21 protein-coding genes and 1 tRNA gene are annotated in these 22,628 nt (G+C 63.8%); 10 read left to right on the top strand and 12 right to left on the bottom strand.

Annotated elements, in window-relative coordinates:
- Positions 1-18 precede the first annotated feature (18 nt).
- From GC121_RS04530 to msrB, 3 genes are all read left to right on the top strand, one after another.
- On the top strand, positions 19-996 hold the full coding sequence (locus GC121_RS04530) for an ABC transporter ATP-binding protein (protein WP_151972967.1): 978 nt from the start codon (positions 19-21) through the stop codon (positions 994-996).
- Positions 993-2,258, top strand: coding sequence for an ABC transporter permease (locus GC121_RS04535; RefSeq protein WP_199857753.1), 1,266 nt, complete (start codon positions 993-995; stop codon positions 2,256-2,258). The genes GC121_RS04530 and GC121_RS04535 overlap by 4 nt, the downstream gene beginning before the upstream one ends.
- Before the next feature lie 63 nt (positions 2,259-2,321).
- Positions 2,322-2,819, top strand: a complete 498-nt coding sequence (gene msrB, locus GC121_RS04540) for a peptide-methionine (R)-S-oxide reductase MsrB (protein ID WP_151972968.1) — start codon at positions 2,322-2,324, stop codon at positions 2,817-2,819.
- 6 nt (positions 2,820-2,825) lie between these two features.
- On the opposite strand, the gene GC121_RS04545 is transcribed toward msrB, so the two are convergent.
- The 5 genes from GC121_RS04545 to GC121_RS04565 form a co-directional block, all read right to left on the bottom strand.
- Positions 2,826-3,455, bottom strand: coding sequence for a PilZ domain-containing protein (locus tag GC121_RS04545; protein WP_151972969.1), 630 nt, complete (start codon positions 3,453-3,455; stop codon positions 2,826-2,828).
- 210 nt (positions 3,456-3,665) lie between these two features.
- Positions 3,666-3,752: transfer RNA gene (locus tag GC121_RS04550), tRNA-Leu, on the bottom strand.
- Between the two features lie 50 nt (positions 3,753-3,802).
- Positions 3,803-4,237 (bottom strand): hypothetical protein, encoded by a 435-nt coding sequence (locus tag GC121_RS04555; protein ID WP_151972970.1) that lies wholly within the window; start codon positions 4,235-4,237, stop codon positions 3,803-3,805.
- A gap of 78 nt (positions 4,238-4,315) precedes the next feature.
- Positions 4,316-4,594, bottom strand: a complete 279-nt coding sequence (locus GC121_RS04560; RefSeq protein ID WP_151972971.1) for an integration host factor subunit beta — start codon at positions 4,592-4,594, stop codon at positions 4,316-4,318.
- A 202-nt stretch (positions 4,595-4,796) separates the two neighbouring features.
- The gene (locus tag GC121_RS04565) at positions 4,797-5,135 is read right to left on the bottom strand and encodes a GntR family transcriptional regulator (protein WP_151972972.1); all 339 of its coding nucleotides are present in this window, start codon (positions 5,133-5,135) and stop codon (positions 4,797-4,799) included.
- A 192-nt stretch (positions 5,136-5,327) separates the two neighbouring features.
- Here GC121_RS04565 and GC121_RS04570 point away from each other — a divergent pair, with 192 nt between their 5' ends.
- Genes GC121_RS04570 through GC121_RS04585 form a run of 4 tightly spaced genes read left to right on the top strand, consistent with a single transcriptional unit; the run spans position 5,328 to position 10,367 of the window.
- Positions 5,328-6,980, top strand: coding sequence for a peptide MFS transporter (locus GC121_RS04570; protein WP_151972973.1), 1,653 nt, complete (start codon positions 5,328-5,330; stop codon positions 6,978-6,980).
- Between the two features lie 7 nt (positions 6,981-6,987).
- On the top strand, positions 6,988-8,397 hold the full coding sequence (locus GC121_RS04575) for an amidohydrolase (protein WP_151972974.1): 1,410 nt from the start codon (positions 6,988-6,990) through the stop codon (positions 8,395-8,397).
- Positions 8,394-9,680 (top strand): amidohydrolase family protein, encoded by a 1,287-nt coding sequence (locus GC121_RS04580; protein ID WP_151972975.1) that lies wholly within the window; start codon positions 8,394-8,396, stop codon positions 9,678-9,680. Before GC121_RS04575 ends, GC121_RS04580 begins: the two co-directional genes overlap by 4 nt.
- Before the next feature lie 3 nt (positions 9,681-9,683).
- Positions 9,684-10,367, top strand: coding sequence for an NnrU family protein (locus GC121_RS04585; RefSeq protein ID WP_151972976.1), 684 nt, complete (start codon positions 9,684-9,686; stop codon positions 10,365-10,367).
- On the opposite strand, the gene GC121_RS04590 is transcribed toward GC121_RS04585, so the two are convergent.
- The 7 genes from GC121_RS04590 to rpe all read right to left on the bottom strand — a co-directional run bounded on the left by GC121_RS04590 (position 10,355) and on the right by rpe (position 18,777).
- Positions 10,355-11,143, bottom strand: a complete 789-nt coding sequence (locus GC121_RS04590; RefSeq protein ID WP_151972977.1) for an alpha/beta hydrolase — start codon at positions 11,141-11,143, stop codon at positions 10,355-10,357. The genes GC121_RS04585 and GC121_RS04590 overlap by 13 nt on opposite strands.
- A 38-nt stretch (positions 11,144-11,181) precedes the next feature.
- Entirely contained in the window at positions 11,182-13,119 is a 1,938-nt protein-coding gene (dxs, locus tag GC121_RS04595; RefSeq protein WP_151972978.1) for a 1-deoxy-D-xylulose-5-phosphate synthase, read from the bottom strand.
- Between the two features lie 74 nt (positions 13,120-13,193).
- Positions 13,194-13,658 (bottom strand): Fur family transcriptional regulator, encoded by a 465-nt coding sequence (locus tag GC121_RS04600; protein WP_151972979.1) that lies wholly within the window; start codon positions 13,656-13,658, stop codon positions 13,194-13,196.
- A gap of 47 nt (positions 13,659-13,705) precedes the next feature.
- On the bottom strand, positions 13,706-14,377 hold the full coding sequence (msrA, locus tag GC121_RS04605; RefSeq protein WP_151972980.1) for a peptide-methionine (S)-S-oxide reductase MsrA: 672 nt from the start codon (positions 14,375-14,377) through the stop codon (positions 13,706-13,708).
- A 251-nt stretch (positions 14,378-14,628) separates the two neighbouring features.
- Positions 14,629-16,251, bottom strand: coding sequence for a bifunctional phosphoribosylaminoimidazolecarboxamide formyltransferase/IMP cyclohydrolase (purH, locus tag GC121_RS04610; RefSeq protein ID WP_151972981.1), 1,623 nt, complete (start codon positions 16,249-16,251; stop codon positions 14,629-14,631).
- 10 nt (positions 16,252-16,261) lie between these two features.
- Complete coding sequence (locus tag GC121_RS04615) at positions 16,262-18,115, bottom strand: heparinase II/III family protein (protein WP_151972982.1); 1,854 nt, start codon at positions 18,113-18,115, stop codon at positions 16,262-16,264.
- Positions 18,112-18,777 carry a ribulose-phosphate 3-epimerase gene (gene rpe / locus GC121_RS04620; protein WP_151972983.1) on the bottom strand — a complete coding sequence of 222 codons (666 nt, stop codon included), beginning with the start codon at positions 18,775-18,777 and terminating at the stop codon, positions 18,112-18,114. The genes GC121_RS04615 and rpe overlap by 4 nt, the downstream gene beginning before the upstream one ends.
- Before the next feature lie 194 nt (positions 18,778-18,971).
- Between rpe and GC121_RS04630 the strand changes: the two genes are divergently transcribed.
- The 3 genes from GC121_RS04630 (at position 18,972) to GC121_RS04640 (ending at position 22,624) form a co-directional block, all read left to right on the top strand.
- A complete protein-coding gene (locus GC121_RS04630; protein WP_151972985.1) occupies positions 18,972-20,375 on the top strand; it encodes a methyl-accepting chemotaxis protein in 1,404 nt (467 codons plus the stop codon).
- Positions 20,376-20,448: 73 nt separating this feature from the next.
- A complete protein-coding gene (locus GC121_RS04635) occupies positions 20,449-21,663 on the top strand; it encodes a M20 family metallopeptidase (protein WP_151972986.1) in 1,215 nt (404 codons plus the stop codon).
- Between the two features lie 244 nt (positions 21,664-21,907).
- Positions 21,908-22,624, top strand: coding sequence for a response regulator transcription factor (locus GC121_RS04640; RefSeq protein ID WP_234421108.1), 717 nt, complete (start codon positions 21,908-21,910; stop codon positions 22,622-22,624).
- Positions 22,625-22,628 lie beyond the last annotated feature (4 nt).

Consider the following 22,628-nt stretch of genomic DNA (forward strand, 5'->3'; position numbering starts at 1 on the left):
AGCGGGCAGAGCATGGATATGGCGACCTCTATTACACCCGAACGCGAAATCACCGATCCCCGTCCGCTCGCCATCGAGGCGCGCGGTCTGGTGAAGCGTTTCGATACGACGCTGGCCGTAGACGGGGTGGATATCGCCATTCCCGAAGGCGCGATTTACGGCATTCTCGGCCCCAATGGCGCGGGCAAAACCACGACCTTGCGGATGCTGCTGGGCATTATCGATCCCGATGCCGGATACCGCCGCGTGCTGGGCGCGGAAAACCCGCAGAATGTCGCCCGCCGCATCGGTTATCTGCCCGAAGAGCGCGGCCTGTATCCGGCGATGAAATGCTTTGAAGCGATTGCCTTTATGGGCGCGCTGCGCGGTGTACCGCTGGATACAGGGCGCAAACGCGGCAAGGAATTGCTGGAGCAGCACGGCCTCGGCCACGCGATCGACAAGCAGATCCGCCAGCTTTCCAAAGGCATGGCGCAGACCGTGCAATTGCTCGGCACTCTGGTGCATGAGCCCAAGCTGGTGGTGTTCGACGAGCCGTTCAGCGGTTTGGACGCGATCAACCAGGGCAAATTGGAAGTGCTGATCCGCGGCCTTGCGGACAAGGGCACGACGGTGATCTTCTCCACCCACGTGATCGCCCATGCCGAACGGCTGTGCGAAGGGATTGCGATTATCGCGGGCGGCAAGGTCCCCTTCACCGGCCGGGTGGACGAAGCGCGCGACCGGATTCCGGCGCAGGTGCGGCTGGAAACGCGCAATGCCGAAGGGCCATGGCGCGCGGCGCTGCCCGCCGACACCCGCCGCGTGGGCGATTTCTGGTATTTCCCGCTGCCCGAGAGCGGGGTCGAACCACTCTTGAAGGCACTGATCGAAGGCGATGCGGGCATCCAGTCGCTTTCCATCGAGCGCGCCGGACTGCACGATGCTTTCGTCGCCATCGCCGGTGAGGCGGCGGCAGCCGATATGATTACCAACGCCGCAGGAGAACCGGCATGAGCCAGACCGCCATCAGCGAAGGCGGCCGCCTGCCGATGTGGCGCGCCGCATGGGTTGTTGCCCGCCGCGATTTCTCCGCCATCCTGTTCAGCCGCAGCTTCATTTTCTTCCTGCTGGGGCCGCTGTTCCCGGTCATCGTGATGGGGCTGGCAGGCGGCGTCGGCGCGCAGGTGCAGTCCGAAGCGGCGGTGGCCGATATCGGCATTGCGATGGAAGCAAAGGATGTTGACGCCATGCTCGCCGCGCGCGGGGCGCTGGCAGAGCAAATGCCGGGCGTCGTCCCGCCCATGGTCGAACTTGAGCGGTTGCGCCCCGGCGAAGCCTATGATGCGCGTGCCGTGCTCGAACGCGCCGAGGGCAGTCTGGCCGCCGTGGTCACCGGCACGCTCGACGCGCCGGTGCTCACCGCAACCGAGGAACGCGCCGCGCGCTGGCAAGGCGTTGTCGGACTGGTCGCCGGAAATGCGCAGGCGGGCAGCGTTCCCGCACCGGCATCGGTCGAAACGGCGATTGTCGGCACCAGCGGCGCGGCAGAGACCTCGGGCCGCTTGCGCACCGCGCAGATCGGGCAAGTGCTGCTGTTCCTCCTTATTATGCTGCTCGCCAGTATGGTGCTGTCCAATCTGGTAGAGGAAAAGGGCAACAAGATCATCGAAGTGCTCGCCGCCGCGATCCCGATGGACGCTTTGTTCATGGGCAAATTGTTTGCCATGCTTGGCGTCTCGGTGGTTGGCATTGCGGTGTGGGGAACCTGCGGCGCGGCCATCCTGTTTGCAGGCGGCCAATCCCTTTCCGATTACGCCAATCCGGGCGTCGGCTGGCCGATGTTCTTCCTGCTCTTCCCGCTCTATTTCGCCATGGGCTATTTGCTGCTGGGGAGCATCTTCCTCGCTGTCGGCTCGCTCGCCAGCACGGTGCGCGAAGTGCAGACGCTGTCCATGCCCGCCACGATGTTCCAGATCCTCGTGTTCTTTTTTGCCAGCCTTGCAGTAACCGACCGGGGCGGTCTGATCGAATATGGAGCCATGGCATTCCCGCTAAGCTCGCCTTTTGCCATGGTGGCGCGGGCGGCTGTGGAGGAATCGCTGTGGCCGCATCTGCTGGCCTTGGGCTGGCAAGGCTTGTGGGTGTTCATTTTCGTCAAGCTCGGCGCGAACCTTTTCCGTCGCCGCGTGATGAAATCGGGCCCGCGCCAATCGCGGCGCAGGTTCGGCCTCGGCTTTCCGGCGCGGGCGCAGGCGGTGGCCAAAGAGGCAGGCTGACAGCGACACGCTTCTGCGGGCACTGTCAGGAACAGTTCAATTCTGACGCCGTAGAGGTGACGTATGGGCAAAACCGAGATCAACCGCCGCAAGCTGCTCGTCTGGCTGGGCGCAGGCGCATCGCTTCCCGTGCTGGGCGCGTGCGGCAGCGAAGTGCGCGCGCAGGAACGCTTCCGCGTGAACTACAGCGAAGAGGAATGGCGCCGCCGCCTGACCGCCGAGGAATTCCGCATCCTGCGCCGTGCAGGGACGGAACGCGCGTTCAGCTCGCCGCTCGACCGCGAGGGCCGTCGCGGCACCTTTGTTTGCGCTGGGTGCAGCAACCGGCTGTATTCGAGCGCGCACAAATTCGACAGCGGCACCGGCTGGCCCAGCTTCTGGCAGCCGATTGAAAGCGGCGCAGTGGGCTATTCGACCGATTACCACCTCGGCTATGCCCGGCGCGAGATCCATTGCGCCGATTGCGGCGGACATCTGGGGCACCGCTTTGATGATGGCCCGCGCCCGACCGGGCACCGGCACTGCATCAACGGCGTGGCAATGGATTTCCGCCCGGCCTGAGCCAGCTCACCCGCCATCTTGCAAACGGCAGGCGATGCGGGCGAGTTCGTCCAGCTGGAGCGTTTCTTCGAACACCAGCCCCATCATCCCGTCGCGCCGCCAGCGCACTTTGGCAAAAACATCGCGCATCCCGTCAACCAACAGCTTCACCTGCTGGTCGATGGCGAGATGGCGGTTGCAGGCGATTTTTGCCCCTTGCTGGCTGATATCCCGCAATTCGGCATAATCGGGTTTACCCATTATCTCGATCTGCGCGGGCGCCGACAGATTGAGCCGCACCGGGCGTTTGGCAAAGTCGCTGGGACATTCGATGATCCGGGAGATGCTGGCGGGGCCACAAAAACGAAAGCCCGCGCGCTCCGCATCCTGCCACACCAGTTCCAGGCGGTGGCGATCACCATTCTGCATTTCGATCACAGTATCGTGATGGGCGGGCAGGGGGTGGAAAATCCGCACCGAAACGCCCGTTTCGGAGGCATCGCGCATGATACACAGATATTCGCAGCCGCCGATCAGCAACTTCGCCGAGCGGATAAGCAGCGTATAGCGCCGCGCGCTGCGCCCTTCGATACCCTGCGCCGCCGCCGGAGCACCGGGCGCTTGCGAAGAGATTCTTGCTGGGAGCACGTCGGCCATCTTCTTCCCCGGAGATTGCGTTGGATCGGGGATGTAGCCGGATTATCCTTTGCGGATCCGTGGCGCGGCCCTACGCAATTGCCGCAGACGAAGGTTTCGGCTGTCTTTACGGGCTGCTGCGCGCAAGGGACAAGATGGAAGGGTGCCCTTCGCTCACGCTCGGGAGCTTTGACGCAAAACCATCCCCCGATGGTTTTCTCCAGTCAAAACTGGTGCGGGCGGTGGGACTCGAACCCACACGTCTCAAAAGGACAGGGGATTTTAAGTCCCCGGCGTCTACCATTCCGCCACGCCCGCGTAATTTCATTCGCGTCGACTAGCGCGGGTGGGGCCGGGTGGCCAGCCTGTCAGGGCGCGAGGACGGTGAAACCGGGAACTGCGCCCAGCTCGACATGATTGCGATGGTACATATCCATCACGACATCGGCTTGGTAGCCGTCCGCGCAGTCGACGCGGTAACCATCGACAATGCTGCCGAAAACGCCTGGGCCCAGACTGCCTGTGCGCTGAAAACGCGGCGCAGTGCCATCGGCACAACGAAGGCGCTCAAGATAGTCTCTTTGGCCAGACGGCCTTGCCGCACGAACCGGATTTTCAAACGAACCGAGCGGACTGGCCGACGCTGTCACGATAGCGGCTTCCAAGTCAGCGCCGCGCAACTGGGTCTGCGAGACCATGGGCCAATCAAAGGTGCTGTCGGCACTGCCTGCGGGGTCGGGAGTAGTTGTACAACCACCCAGACCAACTAACGCGACAAAAGCGACAACAATTTGCAACCGCATAGCTCATCTCCGGCACTTTCGCTGGCAGATTACGCAAGCGCGGCGATCTGACAAGCCGTTTAACGCCGAAAGCTCAGGTCAGCTGTTCAGCCGCTCGCGCATTTCCTTGCCGGGCTTGAAATAGGGCACGCGCTTGGCGGGCACTTCCACCGAGTCGCCGGTGCGCGGATTGCGACCGGTGCGCGATTCGCGCTGGCGGGTGGAGAAGGTGCCGAAACCGCGCAATTCCACGCGGCCGCCTTCGGCCAGCCTCGCGGCTATTTCGTCAAAGAAAATGTCGACTACCTGTTCGACCTCTTCGGCGCGCAGTTCTGGATTATCCGCTGCCAATGCCTGGAGAAGTTCGGACCTGATCATATCGCTCCCCGATCGGGCTGTTGGGTGCGACCCCTTTGTCACCGTCGAAAGTGTTACCACCGATTATCATTGGCGCGCCGTGCGTCCCCCAGCAGCGCGCAGTCCGGAGAAACTGGCAGAAAAGGTTCCGATACGCAATGCATCCGCGCCATTCTTCCGCATTTTGCGCAAGATCTGTAAAATCGCCGGCGATTTGGGCGGGTCAGGCCTTGGCGGCGAGATCGTGCAGGTCGAGCCCCAGCCGCTCGATCCGCTCGCGGATGGAGGGCCATTCCTCGCGCAGGAATTCCTCCCGCTCGCTCGCCCGCAACCGGTCCGCCGCGCCGTCTTTGACGAACATTCCGACCCCGCGCTGCACGCGGATCAGGCCGTCGGCCTGGAATTGCTGGTAGGCCTTGGCAACGGTGAGCGGATTGGCCCCCTGGTCGGCAGCAAAAGCGCGCACCGAGGGGAGCATATCGCCCGGCTTGTAATGCCCGTCGATAATGGCAGCGGCGATTTGTTCGCGCAGGCGGAGGTAAACGGGGCGGATGTCAGCCATAGGGTGCATCAGTGCCATAATACAGCGGGGCAGGTCAAGCCGCGCGGTGCCGATACAGGCCAAAGCCCAAGGTTTCAGACGCAACGAAATGCGCTTCACAATGGTGAAACAATCGTTACTGTGCCGCTCTTTCGGGGTTGATCCGCGCCATTCACAGAAGCAGCGGACACAAGAACAAGGGTTGAGACTGTTATGGTCGATGGGGTCTTCTTTACATTCGATTCCGCATTCGAAATGTGGACATTCCGCGTGGCGGTGATCGCCTTGCTGGCATTTTTGATCGGCGGGCTCGTGCTGATCACCCGCCCGCAGGAAGAGGTGATCGGGCACCCCAAAGGTCTGTTCCTGCTGTTCATGGCCGAAATGTGGGAGCGTTTTTCCTATTACGGGATGCGCGCGCTGCTGATCTTCTACCTGATCCAGCATTGGATGTTCGCCGAAGAAAAGGCCTATGTGATCTACGGTGCGTACACCGCGCTGGTTTACATAGCGCCGGTTGTCGGCGGCTATCTGGCTGACCGCTATTTGGGCCAGCGCAAGGCAGTGCTGTTTGGTGCGGTGCTGCTGACTTTCGGCCACTTCTTTATGGCGTTCGAAGGCGATGGCTCGCTGGGGCAAGACAACCCGATGATCAACGTGTTCTGGCTCGCGCTGGCGCTGATCATTGTCGGTTCGGGCTTCCTGAAGGCAAATATCTCGGTGCTGGTGGGCCAGCTCTATTCGCGCACCGATATCCGCCGCGATCCCGCCTACACGATCTTCTACATGGGCATCAATGTCGGCGCGGCGACCGCATCGATCATCTGCGGCTATCTCGGCCAGACGGTGGGCTGGGAATACGGCTTCGGCCTCGCCGGTTTCGGGATGCTCGTCGGCCTGATCTTCTTCATTGTCGGCAAGCCGCTGCTGCTGGGCAAGGGTGAGCCGAAGGATCCGGCCAAGATCGCCGGTGGCAAGGAATGGGGCATTTACGGCCTTGGCCTCGCCATGGTGGCGCTCTGCTGGCTCGCCATCCAGTATCAGGAACTGGTGGGCGGCGTGCTCGGCATCTTCGGCGGCAGCCTCGTTGCCTATGTGCTGTTCACGGCAGTCACCAAGCTGCAACCCGAGGAACGCAACCGCATCTTTGCGGCGATGTTCCTCATCCTCGTGTCGATTGTCTTCTGGGCACTGTTCGAACAGGCGGGATCGTCGCTCAACGTGTTTACCGATCGCCATGTCGACACGCAGGGCGTGAATGCCTCGATGTTCCAGTCAATCAATGCGATCTACATCGTGCTGCTCGCCCCGCTGTTTGCGATGCTGTGGCAGGGGCTGGCGCGCAAGGGAGCAGAGCCCAGCACGCCGATGAAATTCGGCCTTGCCGTGGTGCAGGTCGGCCTTGGCTTCCTTGTGCTGGTCTGGGGTGCGCAGAGCGTGGGTGTGAATGTGCCGACGCCGGTGATTTTCATCTTCCTCATCTATCTGCTGCACACCACGGGCGAGCTGTGCCTGAGCCCTGTTGGCCTGTCGGCGATGAACCGCTTGTCGCCGGGACATATGGCCTCGCTGATCATGGGCACCTGGTTCTTCGCTTCGGCGACCGGCAACTTCGCCGCAGGCCTGATCGCGTCGGCCACCGGCGGCGAAGGTGTGGGCGAGGAAGCGGGCAAGCAGCTGGTGCTCGATGTTTACACCACGGTCGGCTGGTATGCCGTCGGCATCGGTGTGGCGGTGATGATCGTCAGCCCGCTGATCAAGAAGCTGATGCATCTTGATACGCTGAAGGACGATGAACTGGCAGGCCAGGCTGAAGGCCCGGGCGAGCCGCAGGGCGCGGGTGTGCATCCGGCAACGAAGGGGTAATTTGCGTATGGGCCGTCTTTTCTCGAAAGGCGGCCCTGCCGCCGCATTTGCCAGCCTGAGCGCGCTCGCGCTGGCGGGGTGCACCACCACCAGCGATAGTGGCGGCTCGGCACAAAGCGCCGCGTCTGCCGCTGACAGCTGGGAGGCGCCCGCTGACCCCTACCCCTCCACCTATCAACGCTATCCCGGCGTGCCGACCGCTGTGGTCGGCGCGACCATCTATGATGGCGCGGGCGGGATGATCGAAAACGGCGTGGTGCTGTTTGCCGAGGGCGAAGTGGTGGCGATTGGCGATGCCAGCCTCGCCATCCCCGAAGGCTACACCCGCATCGATGGCACCGGCCGCTACGTCACCCCCGGCATTATCGACATCCACTCGCATCTGGGCGATTACCCCACCCCGTCGGTGCAGGCACATAGCGACGGCAATGAAGCGACCAGCCCCACCACGCCCGAAGTCTGGGCCGAACATTCGGTTTGGCCGCAGGACCCCGGCTTCAGCCGCGCGCTGGCGAATGGCGGGGTGACTTCGTTGCAGATACTTCCCGGCTCAGCAAACCTCATGGGTGGGCGCTCGGTCACGCTCAAGAATGTCTACAGCCGCACAGTGCAGGGCATGAAATTCCCCGGTGCGCCCTATTCGATGAAAATGGCCTGCGGGGAGAACCCCAAGCGCGTTTATGGCGGGCGCGGTCGGGCGCCTTCCACCCGCATGGGCAATATGGCGGTCAACCGCGACACCTGGCTCGATGCGCAGGCGTGGATGGAGCGCGACGATCCGCCGCGCGATCTCGCCATGGAAACGCTGGCGGGCGTGCTGGCGGGTGACATCACCATCCAGAACCACTGCTACCGCGCCGACGAAATGGCGCAGGTGCTCGATATGGCGGAAGAGTTCGGCTACCGCGTCGCCGCCTTCCACCACGCCGTGGAAAGCTACAAAATCGCCGATCTGCTGCGCGAACATGATGTGTGCAGCGCGGTGTGGGCAGACTGGTACGGCTTCAAGATGGAAGCGTACGATGCGATCCCCGAAAACGCGGCGATGATCCACAATGCGGGGGCCTGCGTGGTGATCCATTCGGATGACGAGAACGGCATCCAGCGGCTCAATCAGGAGGCGGCCAAGGCGCAGGCCGATGGCCGCCGGATGGGCATCATCATTCCCGATGCCGAAGTCATCAGCTGGATCACGCTGAACGCCGCGCGCGCGATGGGCATCGATTCGATGACCGGCAGCCTTGAGCCGGGCAAAATGGCCGATATCGTGCTGTGGAACGGCGACCCCTTGAGCATCTATTCGCGGCCCGAGCGGGTGTGGATCGACGGCGCACTGATGTTCGATATGCACAATCCCAACTTACGCCCGGTGAGCGATTTCGAACTGGGCCAGCCGGGTGAAGGAGACGTCAAATGAAGCGCCTCCTGACGCTGTCTGTCGCCGCGCTTGCGCTGGGAGCCACCCCGCTCGCTGCGCAGGATATCGCCATTACCGGAGCGACACTCGCCAGCGGAGACGGTTCCGCGCCGGTGGAGAATGCGACCGTGGTGGTGCGCGGCGGCCGCGTGGTCGCTGCAGGCACCGGTGTGGCTGTGCCCGGCGGTGTTCCCGTGGTTGATGGCGAGGGCATGTGGGTCACGCCGGGCCTGTTCGCCTCGATCACCAATCTCGGCCTCGTCGATGTCGGCGCGGTATCGGAAAGCAATGATGTCGATGCCGACGAATCGCCGTTCCACGCCGCGCTGGACGTTTCGCCCGCAGTAAACCCGCAGTCGCAGGAAGTGGGCTACAGCCGCGCGGGCGGAGTTACGCGCGCCAGCGTATCGCCGGGCGCGGGCTCGGCCATTTTTGCAGGCCAGGGCGCCGTGATCGATCTGGGCGCTGATTTTGACGCCGTGCGCCAGCGCCGCGCTTTCCAGGTGGTGGAAATGGGCGAGCGCGGGGCGGCGCTTGCAGGCGGCAGCCGGACGGCGGTGCACGCCATGGTGCGCACCGCGCTGATGGAGGCAGAGGCCTATAGCGCGGATGGCTGGGATGATGACGGGATGCTGACGCGGCCCGACGCAGCGGCACTCGCCGAGGTCGTGTCGGGGCGGCAGAAGCTCTATGTCACCGTCCACCGCGCGGCGGACATTCTTTCGGTGCTCGCCTTGCGCGAGGAATTTCCGCAGCTCGATCTGGTGTTGGTGGGCGTGACCGAAGGCTGGATGGTGGCGGACCGGATCGCCGCATCGGGCGTGCCGGTGATCGCCGCCGCGCTTATCGACCTGCCCTCCAGTTTCGAGCGATTGGGCGCGACGCAAAGCAATGTCGGGCGGATGGTGGATGCCGGTGTCACCGTGGCCATTGGCGGCTACGAACAAGGCGGCGATTATCCGCAGGGCCTGCCGCAACAGGCGGGCAATCTGGTGGCGCTGGAGCGTGTGCCGGGGGCAACGGGCCTTAGCTGGGGCGAGGCCTTTGCCGCGATCACTTCGATCCCGGCGCGGGTGGCGGGGTATGAGAACTCGAACGTGCTGGTGCCCGGCGCGATTGGCGACGTGGTGCTGTGGGATGGCGATCCGCTCGAACTCAGCTCTGCGCCCATCCGCGTGTGGATCGACGGGGTGGAACAGCCGCTCGAAAATCACCAGACGCGCCTGCGCGACCGCTATCGCACACTCGAACGCGGCGATTTGCCGCCCGCTTACCGGCGCTAGGCGATGGATCCTGCGCTGACCGTGCTGATCGCGGCGAGCATTGCCTTCGTCGGGACGCATTTCGTGCTGTCTCACCCGCTGCGCGCGCCGCTCATCAATGTGCTGGGCGCGACCGGCTTTATGCTCGTCTATTCGCTGGTGGCTTTTGCGACGCTCGGCTGGATGGCGCACGCTTTCGGGCAGGTGCAGGGGAGCGGATTGGGCGGGAGCGGCACGGCAGGCTGGGTCATCGCGACGCTGCTGACCCTGCCAGCGATGCTGCTGCTGCTCGGCTCCTTCATCCGCAATCCGGCACTACCCGCCCCGGGCGCAAAAGAGGCGGCGCGGCGCGAACCCGCCGGAGCCTTCCGCATCACCCGCCACCCGATGATGTGGGGCATCGCGCTGTGGGCGATATCGCATATCGTGATCTGGTGGAGCTGGCGCACCAATGTGGTGGCGCTCGCGATCCTGATCCTCGCGCTGGTCGGTTCCAAGCTGCAGGATGGCAAGAAGCGCGAGCAAATGGGCGAGGCCTGGGCCGCGTGGGAAGCGAAGACGAGCTTCTGGCCGCGCTGGTCGGCGATGCCCTCAGCGGGCGCGCTGCTGTGGCTGGCGGCAATCCTCGGCTGGCTGGCGGCCACCTATGCCCATATCCATGTGGGCGATGTGCCTGCGGGCGTGTGGCGATGGGTTCAGTTGGGCTGATCCTCCAAAAACGCCATCGCCTTCACTTGCACATCGTCGTTGGTCACCAGATCGTGTCCCCAGCCCGGATAGATTTCGATCGTGGTATCGTCGCGCACGGTCGCTAGCGCCTGTGCCTGTTCCAGCGCGATGAGCGAATCGTCCTCGCCATGCAGGATCAGGGTCGGCTCGCCGATTTCGGGGAGCTTCTCGTCATTGCGATAACGATCGCGGATCAGCATTCGCACGGGCAGCCATGTCAATTGCCGCGCGGCGGTTTCTTCCATGCTGTCGAACGGAGAAATCAGGATCAGCGCCCGCGCGCGCACTTCGGTCGCCAATTGCACCGCCACGCCCGAACCGAGCGAATTGCCGACCAGCACGATATCGCTTTCCGCCACGCCTTGTTGTTCGCGCAGGAATTGCCATGCGCCGCGCGCGTCCTGATACAGGCCGGGCTCCGAAGGCGTGCCCGGATTGTCCGAATAGCCGCGATACTCCGCCGCCAGAATCCCGTATCCCGCCGCCGCGAAGTGGTCGGTAACAAAGGCGGTCGATTGCCAGCTTGCGCCGTTGCCGTGGAAAAACAGCAGGGTCGGCATTCCATCCGCGGCGGGACGATAACCTGCGGCGAGATCAAGCCGGTCTGGCGTGCGGTACGTCACAGGCTCGAAACCTGCCGGAACATCGCTTCGTGCGACGGGCGGCACGTAGATCATGCGGTGCTGGTTGAGGTAAACCAGCGCCACCAGTCCGCCATAGATCACCGCGAGACCAACGATGACCCAAGCGAACATCCGCAGCCTCCTGTTCACGTGAGGCCTCGCCGCTCCGGTCAGGCCCGCGCCTCTTCAACGCCTGCGCTATTGTGCCGCAGCGCATTCAGCACCGTTTCGACGATATGCGGCGCGTTGAGGCGGGCGGCGTCGTATTGCTTTACCGGATCGTCGTGATCGAGGAACAGGTCGGGCAGGCGCATCGTGCGGATTTTCAGCCCGCCATCGGTCAGCCCTTCGTCGCTCGCCATGGTGAGGACATGCGCGCCCAGTCCGCCAATCGCAGCCTCTTCCACCGTTACCAGCACTTCATGTGTGGCGGCGAGTTTGCGGATCAGCTCTTCGTCCAAAGGCTTGGCAAAGCGCATATCGGCGATGGTGGTGGTGAGCCCCTTGGCTTCCAGTTCAACCGCCGCCTTCTTGGCCTCTTCCAGCCGCGAGCCGAGCGAGAGGATGGCGACCTTGCCGCCCTTGTCCGCATCGCCTTTTACCACGCGGCCCTTGCCGATTTCGAGCTTCTGCAGCGTTGCGGGAATTTCCACGCCCACACCGTTGCCGCGCGGATAGCGGAAGGCGATGGGGCCTTCGTCATATTCGGCGGCAGTGTAGGTCATATGCGCCAGCTCGGCCTCGTCCGCAGCCGCCATCACCACGAAATTGGGCAGGCTGGCGAGGTAGGTCACATCGAAACTGCCCGCATGGGTTGCCCCATCCGCGCCGACCAGACCGGCACGATCGATGGCAAAGCGAACGGGCAGATTCTGGATCGCCACATCGTGCACGACCTGATCGTAGGCGCGCTGGAGGAAGGTCGAATAAATCGCCGCGAAGGGCCGCATTCCTTGCGCCGCAAGGCCAGCGGCGAAGGTGACGCCGTGTTGCTCGGCAATGCCGACGTCAAAGCTGCGATCCGGATGCGCCTTGGCGAACCTGTCGATCCCCGTGCCGCTCGGCATGGCGGCGGTGATGGCGCAAATGCGTGTGTCGGTCTCGGCCAGCTTGGCGAGTGTATCGCCGAACACGTTTTGGTAGGCGGGCGGCCCGGCCTTGGACTTGGCCTTCTCGCCCGTCACCACATCGAATTTGGGCACACCGTGATATTTGTCGGCGCTGTTTTCCGCCGGATCATAGCCCTTGCCCTTGGTCGTCACGACATGGACGAGGATCGGCCCCTGCTCGCTATCGCGGACATTTTCCAGCACGGGGATCAGATGTTCGAGATTGTGCCCATCAATCGGGCCGACATAGTAAAAGCCTAGTTCCTCGAACAATGTCCCGCCGGTCACCATGCCGCGGGTATATTCTTCCGCTTTGTGCAGCGAGGAGTGGATGCGGCGGCTGATCTTGCCGGCCACGCGCGAAGCGAGATTGCGGAGCCCCAGATACTCGCTGGAGGAGACCATGCGCGCCAGATAGGCCGAGAGCCCGCCCACCGGCGGCGCAATCGACATATCATTGTCGTTGAGGATGACGATCAGCCGGTTGCCCGCCTGCTCGGCATTGTTCATCGCTTCATAGGCCATCCCGGCGCTCATCGCGCCGTCGCCAATCACCGCGATGGCCTTGCCCGGCTTGTTGTTGAGCTTGTTGGCCACGGCAAAGCCCAGACCGGCCGAAATCGAAGTGGAGGAGTGCGCCGCGCCGAACGGGTCGTATTCGCTCTCGCTGCGCTTGGTGAAGCCGGAAAGCCCGCCGCCCTGCCGCAGCGTGCGGATGCGGTCACGCCGGCCGGTGATGATCTTGTGCGGATAGGCCTGGTGGCCAACATCCCAGATCAGCCGGTCCTCGGGCGTGTTGAAAATGTAGTGGATGGCAACAGTCAGTTCGACCACGCCCAAGCCGCTGCCCAAATGCCCGCCGGTGGAGCCGACGGCGTCGATCATTTCGGCGCGCAGTTCGTCGGAAAGCTGGCGCAGCTGTTCGGGCTTGAGTTTGCGAAGATCGTGCGGATTATCGACCGTATCGAGGAGCGGCGTATGGGGACGTTGTGCAGTCATCGCACAGCTTTAGCCCGATTTTTCTGGCGCGTCCATGAACGGTTTATCGATAGTTTGGAACGCTTCGTCGTGGCCTAGCTCGAACAATCGCTGCACAAACCGCGCAATTCCACGACCGGCCGGACATTGGAATAGCCATGATCCGCCCCCGCCTTGCGCAGCGCGCTGGTGAGCGAATCATCGTCAAAATGCTCGGCCTGTCCGCAATCGTCGCAGATCAGGAAGATGCAATCGTGGCGGCAGCCCGGATGGGTGTTGGCGAGATAGGCGTTCGCGCTTTCGATCCGGTTGGCGAGGTTCGTCCGCACGAACAGGTCGAGTATGCGGTAGACGCTGTTCGCCGCCACCCTTTTGCCGCGCGCTTTGCCGACATCCTCGGCAATGTCATAGGCGCTGGCGGGCCTTTCCTGCGCGGCGAGCACGCGGAACACGTCTTCGCGCATCGCCGTCCATTGCTCGCCCGCATCCCGCAGGACGCGCGCGGCCTCGTCGATCAGATTGTCGCCAGAATGCTCGTGGTGTTTGTGCTGCGTTGCCATACCCCACTACATAGGAGCGATAGCGCGCGGCGGCAATCGCGCTGGGCTTAGCCGGTGCGGAAGCGCGCGCGATAGAGCGAGGGGAACATTTCGCGCAGCGCGCGCACCTTGGGCGCATCCCAGCGGACAATATACGAATTGTCGGGGTTCCGGTGCATGAAGTCCTGATGGTAGCTTTCCGCCGGATAGAAGCGTTGGTGGCTCTCGATCCGCACCGCGATGGGATCATCCCACACGCCCGATTCGCCCATTTGCCGGATATAGGCCCGCGCCACCGCGCGCTGTTCGCTGTTCAGCGGCACCAGCGCGGTGCGGTAATGCGTCCCGCGATCCGGCCCTTGCCGGTTCACCAGCGTGGGATCGGCACCAACCGAGAACAGGATTTCGAGCAGTTGGTCATAGCGCACCACGCTCGGGTCATAGGTTACCTGTACCGCTTCGGCATGGCGGGTGAACCCGCCCGAAACCCGGTCATATGTGGCGTTGGCCGCGGTGTCGCCGTGATAGCCTGCAACCGCGCTGCTCACGCCGCGCGTGTGGCTGAAAATGGCTTCGATCCCCCAGAAGCAGCCGCCTGCAAAGATCGCGGTCTGCAAGCCGGATTCGCGCGCCTGGCGTTCGGGCGTCGGCGCGTCGAACACATCGGCGGATGCCGTGGCGGGGATGGCGAGCGCGCTGGCGCTCAGGACGATGGCGGCAAAAACACTCTTTAGGTGCACAGGGTTCCTCCGGGTTACGGAAGCATATTCGCCAGCATGATAGTGGCGGTTACTCCGAAGCCCAGAGAAAAAGAGCGGAAGAGGTCTGAGGTAAAGACGTGCATAGGGACGTATCCGGTCGAATCGGGTTGCTCATGGTGGTGACCGGACTAACGGGCGGAGCTTGGCATCTGCCTGAACCCGCCGGCACGCTGCCGTTCATCTTTGCCGCCTAGCGCGCCATGGTTAATTTGCCGCAAACGGGGCCACAGCTAGTGGCGGAAGTGGCGCATTCCGGTGAACACCATGGCGATGCCCGCTTCGTCGGCAGCGGCGATGACTTCCTCGTCGCGCATCGAGCCGCCGGGCTGGATCACCATGCTGGCCCCTGCACCAATCGCGCTCAACAAGCCGTCGGCGAAGGGGAAGAAGGCGTCGGAAGCAACCGCGCTGCCCACCGTCATTGGCTCGTCCCAGCCCGCCAGTTCGGCAGCTTCCTCGGCCCGCTGTGCGGCGATGCGCGAGGAATCGCGGCGGTTCATCTGCCCCGCACCGATCCCTGCGGTTACGCCGTCCTTGGCGTAGACGATGGCGTTCGATTTCACGTGCTTGGCGACTTTCCACGCGAACAGCGCGTCGGCCACTTCCTGCTCGGTCGGCGCGCGCTGGGTGACGACTTTCAGATCATCCGCGCCAATCATGCCACTGTCGCGGAATTGCAGCAGCATTCCGCCCGCAATCGTCTTCATCTGGAAGCCGCCGCGCGCCGGATCGGGCAGGTCTTCGACCAGCAGCAGCCGCAGGTTCTTCTTGGCCGCGAAGGCCTCCCGCGCGGCAGCATCTGCGCCCGGCGCGATAACCACTTCGGTGAAAATCTGGCAGATCGCCTCCGCCGTCGCGCCGTCCAGCGGGACATTGCTGGCGACAATCCCGCCAAAGGCCGAAACAGGGTCGCAAGCGAGCGCCTTCTGCCACGCCTCAAGCAAAGTTGAGCTTTGCGCGACTCCGCAAGGATTGGCGTGCTTGACGATGACGATGGCAGGGTCGCCGCCGGCAAACTCCGCCACCAGTTCCAGCGCCGCATCCGCATCATTATAATTGTTGTAAGACAAAGCCTTGCCCTGCACTTGCTCGGCCTGTGGAACGCCCGGCGTATTGACCGCCTGCGGAACATAAACCGCAGCTGACTGGTGCGGGTTCTCGCCATAGCGGCTGTCGGCAACCTTGCGGAACGCGAGCGGCATCGTATCGACAAAGGGAGTCGCATTGAGCGCCTCTGTCCCCAGCGGATTGGTGTAGGCATCGCCAAAGGCAAACCAGTTCGCAATCGCCGCATCATAACTCGCCGTTTTGGCGAAAGCCTTGGCCGCCATGCGGGTGCGGAAAGCGAGCGTTGTCGCCCCGTCATGCTCCGCCAGCTCCGCCATCAGCTCGGAATAATCGGCGGGATCGGTGACGATGGTGACGAACTGGTGGTTCTTGCTGGCAGAGCGCACCATGGCCGGTCCGCCGATATCAATATTCTCGACAATCTCCGCACGGCTGGCCCCGCGCGCCACGGTTTCCTCAAACGGGTAGAGATTGACGATCAGCAGATCGATCCCGCCGATCTCGTGCGCATCCATCGAAGCGAGATGGTCTTCATCTTCGCGCACCGCCAGCAATCCGCCATGCACGCGCGGATGCAGCGTCTTGACGCGGCCATCCATCATTTCGGGAAAACCGGTGATCTCGGACACATCGAGCACATCGAGCCCGCCTTCGCGCAAGGCGCGCGCGGTGCCGCCGGTGGACACCAGTTCCACGCCCGCTTTCGCCAGCCGCCCGGCAAGCTCGACAACACCGGTTTTGTCGGACACCGAAAGCAGCGCCCGCTTGATTGCCACATCAGTCATCAGAGCGGATTCATCCCATTCGTTTGAGCAGCCAGGCAAAATTGCCGCCGCCGCGCGAGGCCATGCCCTGGATCACCAATTGCTGTACCGGATGCGGGCGGCCATTGCCATCGACCCACAGGCTTTCCTCGATCTGCAAATCGGGTTCGCCGCTGACAAATTGCCACAGGCTGCCGTCAGACAGCAACAGGCTCGCACCCTTGCCCCCTTCGCTCAGCGTCGCTTCGACATGGCGGCCAAGGTGGAAACGGATGGCGAAGGGCACTTTGCCGCGCTTGCCCTTGCGGCCCGAAGGCAGGAGCAAATCTTCGCCGCGCAATTCGCTGCCGTCTTCGCGCAGGATGAGGATGCGTTTGTGCAGCAGGCCGAAACGCTGGGCATAGCCATTGTGGCTCGCCTCCAGCCGCCGCGCGCTGCCATGCTTCAATTGCACAGTGCGTGTGTCGATTTCGACTTCGGCAACGCCATTGCCCAGCTTGCCATCGAGCAGCACGGCGGTGGAATTGGCATCGCCCAGCACCAGCGTCGAATGCGCCGCAGTGGCGCGCAGGCCCTGTTCAATGCGGATCGGCGTCTGCCCGCCCGCCAGCGCCGCGCCGCCGCAATTGACGATCAGCCGATGCTCGCCATGGCTGAACTCAAACGCCAGCGTAGAGGCGCAGCCCATCCGCGCGTGGCGTCCAAGCGGCGGCGGCGAGGCATCGAATTGTAGCACTGCATTGCCCGCCGCAACCCGCTGATACCCCCAGCCGCGCGGTTCGCGCAGAGGTCGGGTGCGCACCCCGCTCGCTTCGATCAGTGCGGCCAGCTGCGAGGCGGGAATGGCGGCGGAACCCTGCCAGCTGCCAAGCCCGCCATCGCCATGGGTCAGCGCAAGCAGCGGCGGCACCATCAGCGCGAGTACTTTGCCAATCGCGTCGGGCACCGCGCTGTCGCGCGCCGTATAGCACGCTGCCAGATCGATCAGCAGCTTCATCGCCTGCATCTGCGCCAGCGGACTGCGCGACAGGACGCCGCCATCATCGCCCACCAGCTCGCCCAGCGCGCGGGTCAGCCCAGCCTCGCCGAACAGCAGGCGCGGCTTGCCGTCGGGCAGCAGCAGACCGGCGGCGGTGATCGCGCACCACGCGGCGAGTTCGCCCATCCGGTCGGGCGCGCGGCCCGCATTGCGGTCCAGCCAGCGCGTGGTTGTCTCGATGGCATCAAGGATGCGCATACGCAGCGCCTTGTCTTGCCCGGAAAGGATCAGCGGCGCGTGCACCAGCCAGTTCATCACCCGCAGCCCGGCGTGCTCGACTTTCCAAGCAGGACCCTTGCCCGGCTCCGGATTGGCATCGAGCCAGCGCGTCAGCACCCGCTCGGCCACGCCAGTGCATTGCTGGCGCGGCGCACAGGCTTCCAGATCGCGAAGCCAGGTAAAGCCGTGGATCACCCGCTCGAACGGCGGCGTAAGCTGCGCCGTCGCGCCGAAATCGACCTGCGCAATCGGTGCCTTCACGCCGTAGACGTAGAAATGCCCCGCGCGCAGCGCCATGCCCGCCGCGCGCTCTCCGGCCAGTGGACTGCTGACCGTTGCCAGCAGACGCGGACGCGCAGGCTTGCGGAACGGCGAGGCCAGCGTGCTGCCCGGAATGCCGATGCGATAGGCAAGGCGTAGCAGCCGCTCGCCTGCGGTGACGCTGGGCGGATCAAAATCGGTCAGCACCAGCGCGCGGTCGGCAGCAATCGTTTCATGCACATCGCCGGTAGCAGCGCGGTCTTCGGCGAGCGTTTCGTCGGCGCGGTCCGACAGGGGAATGGCACGGCCCTCGCCCGGCTCGCCGCCAGCTGTGCGGCGGGTCAGGCCGAGCGCCTCGGCATTCATGCCGCACCTCCGCGCAAGGCCGCGATATTGGCGGCATAGTGGCCGGGGCCGCCGGTAAACGTGGCCGATCCCGCCACCAGCACATCGGCACCTGCATCAACACAGAGCCGCGCGGTTTCCCGATTGACCCCGCCATCCACTTCAATCCGCACATCCAGCCCGCGCTTGTCGATCATGCTGCGCACCGCCTCGATCTTCTTCAGCTGCGAGTGGATAAAGCTCTGCCCGCCGAAGCCGGGATTGACGCTCATAATCAGCACCAGGTCGATATCCTCGATCAGGTAATCGAGCATTTTGGCGGGCGTTGCAGGGTTGAGCGAAATGCCCGGCTGCTTGCCCAGCGCGCGGATCGCCTGCACCGTGCGGTGGACGTGCGGCCCCGCTTCGGGATGCACGGTGATGATATCCGCGCCCGCCGCAGCAAAAGCCTCCAGCCAGTGATCGACCGGCGAAACCATCAGATGCACATCGAAAGGCTTTTGGGTGTGCGGACGCAGCGCCTTCACCACATCCGGCCCGATGGTGAGATTGGGCACATAATGCCCGTCCATCACGTCGATATGGATCCAGTCGCAGCCTGCCGCATCGATCGCGCGCACCTCTTCCCCCAGCCGCGCAAAATCGGCCGAAAGGATGGAAGGAGAGATCAGCGGACGGGTCATAACCTGCCTTGCTTACGTAAAGACAGGCGAATCCCGCCTCAAGCGCAACACGGGGTCAAACGGTGCGAACATGGGGGAAAACTCCCCCAATTTGCCAAGCGAGGCGCAAGTCCTGCGTAAATTTACAAATTGCTAACTATGATTGCCTAGGCCGAGCCGGTGCCGCGTGTGGCGGGTAATGGGACGGTCAATCCATGAAACATGAAGTTCTCGAAGCTGCCGATCCGGGCCTGATCGATGCCGTTGCCCGCTCTTGCGGTGAGGTAACTATCGGCTGCGTCGATGTCGGCGGACTGATCGGAGAAGTGATCGCTGCAGCGGATGAGATGAAGCTGCGGCAGGATGCGCTCGAAGATGTGATGCAGCGGCTCTCGGCGGATCAGGAAAACGTCAAACACTCGGCCGACGAATCCCGCGCCCTTTCACAGCGCGCCCGCACCGAACTGCGCGCCAGCACGCAGGTGGTGCGCGAATCCATGCGCGAATTTGCCGAGCTGACCGATCTGGTGGTCGCACTGGCGCAGCATATCACCGGCTTTGCCGGCGCGATGCAGCAGGTGCGCAATGTGACGCAGACGATCGACACCATCGCCGACACCACCAATATGCTGGCCCTTAACGCCACAATCGAAGCGCACCGCGCGGGCGAGGCGGGCGCGACCTTTGCCGTGGTGGCCGCCGAGGTGAAGAAGTTAGCGCAGGATACCCGCGTCGCTACCGACGAGATTACCGGCACCATCACCTCGCTCGACAAGGAAGCCGGGGCGCTGGTCGAAAAGATCAACAAGGGCGTGAACCAGGGCGCGAAGGCGCAGGCCGATCTCGCCACCATCGATGCCACGGTGCAGCAGATTGCCCAGCTGGTGGACGAGGTTGACCGGCAAAACGGCCAGATCGCCGACAGCACCGACCTCATCCACAGCCGCGTGCACGATGCCAAGGGCGAGCTGGAGCATTTCTCCGCCAGCGCCGCGGCCAATTCGGTCAAGCTCGAAGACATGAAGACCCGCGTGCACAGCCTCGAATGGACTTCGATGACGATGTTCGACCAACTGGTGCGCAGCGGCTTTGCCAGCGAAGACCGGCGCTTTGTCGATATCGCCATGGCTGGGCGCGACCGGATTGCGGCGCTGGTCGAAGCGGCAATTGCCAATGGCAGCCTTGCCGAGAGCGACGTGTTCGACCGCGAATACCGCCCGATCCCCGGTTCCGATCCGGTGCGCTATGACAACCGCTTCACCGCCTTTGCCGACGCCCATATCCAGCCCATTCTGGACGAGCACAAGGCGCGGCATTCCGAAATCATTTCCAGCGTGGCTTCCAATATGGACGGCTATCTGCCCACCCACCTCAGCGAACGCTCGCGCAAGCCGACCGGCGACCGCGAGCATGACGACAAGTTCTGCCGCAACCGCCGCCAGTTCCTCGACGAAGTGACCCAGCGCGCGATCGACCTCAAGGACGAGCCGTTCACCGCCAGCTGCTACCGCTATATGCGCGCCGGTGACACCAAGCCCAGCGCGGCCAAGAACATCTTCGTGCCGATCCGCATCAACGGCAAATATTGGGGCAATTTCGAGATTCTCTATCTCAACTAGCCTTCAAGCTGCATTGCCAGCGGGCGGTGCTTGGCATTAGACCCCTCCCGAAGACACTTCGGGAGACACCACCATGCTGACCACCGACCTGCTCGATGCCGCTGCCGGAGAAGAGGGCGCGATTGTCGCGCTGCGCCGCGCCATCCATGCCGAACCCGAACTGGGGCTGGACACGCCCAAAACGCTCGCCAAGGTCAAGGCGGCGCTCGCCGATCTGCCGCTCGAATGGCACGAGGGCCCGTCTTGCACGGGCGCGGTCGCGGTGCTGAAAGGCGCCGCAGCGGGGCAGAGCGTCCTGCTGCGCGGCGATATGGACGCGCTGCCGATGGACGAGCACACCGGTCTCGATTTCGCCTCCACCATTCCCGGCCGGATGCACGCCTGCGGCCACGATGCGCACACCGCCATGCTGGCAGGCGCGGCGCGGATTCTTGCAGGCCGCGCAGGCAGTCTGAAAGGCGAAGTGCGTTTCATGTTCCAGCCGGGCGAAGAAGGCTTCCACGGCGCGCGGCATATGCTGCAAGACGGGCTGTTGGGCGGAACTCCGGACTACGCGCTGCCCGATGCCGCCTTCGCGCTCCATGTCTGGCCCAACGCGCCGCACGGCCGGGTGGAAAGCCGCGCGGGGCCGATGCTCGCCTCTGCCGATATGCTTGAGATCACCGTCAAGGGCAAAGGCGGCCATGCCTCCATGCCTTACGATGCGATTGATCCGGTGCCCGTCGCCGCCGAAATCGTGCTGGCTTTGCAGAGCATGGTCACCCGCCGCTTTGCCGCCAATGAGGCGAGCGTCATCACCATCGGCAAAATCGCCGCGGGCACCAGCAACAATATCATTCCCGACAGCGCCTATCTGCTCGGCACGATGCGCAATCTCTCGCCCGAACGCCGCGCCGCGATCCAGGTGGAAGTGCGCCGCGTGGCGGAGCATATCGCTGCCGCGCATCACTGCACCGCAGAGCTCAGCATCACGCCGGGCTTCCCGCCGACGATCAACGATGCCCGCGCCGTCGCGCTGGGCCGCGCGGTGGCCGAGGCGCTGGGCGGCGACGAACCATGGGCCTACCGCGCCGCGCCTACCATGGGAGCAGAAGACTTCTCCTACGTGCTCGAAAAAGTGCCCGGCGCGATGTTCTTCCTCGGCGTGGCGGCGGAAGGCAGCGACTGGCAGGGCTGCTGCGGCCTGCATTCGAGCCGCATGATCGTTGATGAGAGCGTGATGCCCAAAGGCGCGGCCTTCCTCGCCGGATGCGCCGAGCAGTTTCTGAAGGCGGGTTGGGCGGACTAGACCGCGCCCAATTCTGACAGCATTTGTCATCGGCCTGTCGCTGCTTGTCAGCGGACATCGCCAACGCGTGCCAGCATAACTCCTCCATGCTTTTCCATCGGTCGGGGGGCGATGCCGTGGCACGGCGCGGATGCGGGGGGCATGAGCGCTTTCCCTTAAGCACGGCGAGAGGGAAAGCGGCGGGGGTCGGGGCAGGGCAGGCTTGCCCCGGCCTGCCGTTCTTGGCAGACAGAAGGCATCGGCAATGGATAAAGAGGCAGCGATGGCAGAGGGGCACAAGCCGTTGAAACTGCTCTATATCGAAGACGACCAGCGCGCCGCGACCGAGATTTTGGCGATGGCGGCAGAGCGCGGCGACCATCTGGTTTGGGAAAGCGAAGGCGCAACGGGCCTGCGACGGGCGGGGATGGAACCGTTCGACGTCATCATTCTTGACCGGATGCTCGGCGATACGGACGGCATTTCGCTGCTGCTCCGTCTGCGCGACAGCGGCGTTGGCACGCCCGTGCTGATGCTGTCCGCATTGGGCCGGTCAACCGACCGGGCCGAGGGGCTTGATGCGGGCGCGGACGATTATCTCGCCAAACCCTACGAAGCGCAGGAGCTGTTCGCCCGCGTCAAGGCGTTGCGCCGGCGCGCTTCGGGACGCGAACACAGCGCGGTGCTGCTTTACGGCGCGTTTGAATGCCATGTGAAATCGCGCACCGCCTTCCGCCAGAACAAGCACCTCGCGCTCAGCCCCCGCGAATTCGAACTGTTCCGCTATTTTGTCGAAAATGCAGGCGAAACCGTAACCCGCGAAATGCTGCTGCGCGATGTGTGGAACATGGATTTCGATCCGCAAACCAACGTTGTCGATGTCAATATCGGCAGGCTGCGGCGCAAGTTGGAAGACGGTTTTGCCACGCCCGCGCTCGAAACCATTTACGGGACGGGCTATCGCCTGCTGACCGGAAAATAGCGCA

Origin of the sequence: Erythrobacter sp. EC-HK427, assembly GCF_902498745.1 — a bacterium.
GTDB lineage: Bacteria > Pseudomonadota > Alphaproteobacteria > Sphingomonadales > Sphingomonadaceae > Alteraurantiacibacter.

Bases quoted from the DNA above. Each gene is read 5' to 3' on its own strand.
- GC121_RS04530 (WP_151972967.1), top strand. From the start codon at position 19: ATGGCGACCTCTATTACACCCGAACGCGAAATCACCGATCCCCGTCCG.
- GC121_RS04535 (WP_199857753.1), top strand. From the start codon at position 993: ATGAGCCAGACCGCCATCAGCGAAGGCGGCCGCCTGCCGATGTGGCGC.
- msrB (WP_151972968.1), top strand. From the start codon at position 2,322: ATGGGCAAAACCGAGATCAACCGCCGCAAGCTGCTCGTCTGGCTGGGC.
- GC121_RS04545 (WP_151972969.1), bottom strand. From the start codon at position 3,455: ATGGCCGACGTGCTCCCAGCAAGAATCTCTTCGCAAGCGCCCGGTGCT.
- GC121_RS04555 (WP_151972970.1), bottom strand. From the start codon at position 4,237: ATGCGGTTGCAAATTGTTGTCGCTTTTGTCGCGTTAGTTGGTCTGGGT.
- GC121_RS04560 (WP_151972971.1), bottom strand. From the start codon at position 4,594: ATGATCAGGTCCGAACTTCTCCAGGCATTGGCAGCGGATAATCCAGAA.
- GC121_RS04565 (WP_151972972.1), bottom strand. From the start codon at position 5,135: ATGGCTGACATCCGCCCCGTTTACCTCCGCCTGCGCGAACAAATCGCC.
- GC121_RS04570 (WP_151972973.1), top strand. From the start codon at position 5,328: ATGGTCGATGGGGTCTTCTTTACATTCGATTCCGCATTCGAAATGTGG.
- GC121_RS04575 (WP_151972974.1), top strand. From the start codon at position 6,988: ATGGGCCGTCTTTTCTCGAAAGGCGGCCCTGCCGCCGCATTTGCCAGC.
- GC121_RS04580 (WP_151972975.1), top strand. From the start codon at position 8,394: ATGAAGCGCCTCCTGACGCTGTCTGTCGCCGCGCTTGCGCTGGGAGCC.
- GC121_RS04585 (WP_151972976.1), top strand. From the start codon at position 9,684: ATGGATCCTGCGCTGACCGTGCTGATCGCGGCGAGCATTGCCTTCGTC.
- GC121_RS04590 (WP_151972977.1), bottom strand. From the start codon at position 11,143: ATGTTCGCTTGGGTCATCGTTGGTCTCGCGGTGATCTATGGCGGACTG.
- dxs (WP_151972978.1), bottom strand. From the start codon at position 13,119: ATGACTGCACAACGTCCCCATACGCCGCTCCTCGATACGGTCGATAAT.
- GC121_RS04600 (WP_151972979.1), bottom strand. From the start codon at position 13,658: ATGGCAACGCAGCACAAACACCACGAGCATTCTGGCGACAATCTGATC.
- purH (WP_151972981.1), bottom strand. From the start codon at position 16,251: ATGACTGATGTGGCAATCAAGCGGGCGCTGCTTTCGGTGTCCGACAAA.
- GC121_RS04615 (WP_151972982.1), bottom strand. From the start codon at position 18,115: ATGAATGCCGAGGCGCTCGGCCTGACCCGCCGCACAGCTGGCGGCGAG.
- rpe (WP_151972983.1), bottom strand. From the start codon at position 18,777: ATGACCCGTCCGCTGATCTCTCCTTCCATCCTTTCGGCCGATTTTGCG.
- GC121_RS04630 (WP_151972985.1), top strand. From the start codon at position 18,972: ATGAAACATGAAGTTCTCGAAGCTGCCGATCCGGGCCTGATCGATGCC.
- GC121_RS04635 (WP_151972986.1), top strand. From the start codon at position 20,449: ATGCTGACCACCGACCTGCTCGATGCCGCTGCCGGAGAAGAGGGCGCG.
- GC121_RS04640 (WP_234421108.1), top strand. From the start codon at position 21,908: ATGGATAAAGAGGCAGCGATGGCAGAGGGGCACAAGCCGTTGAAACTG.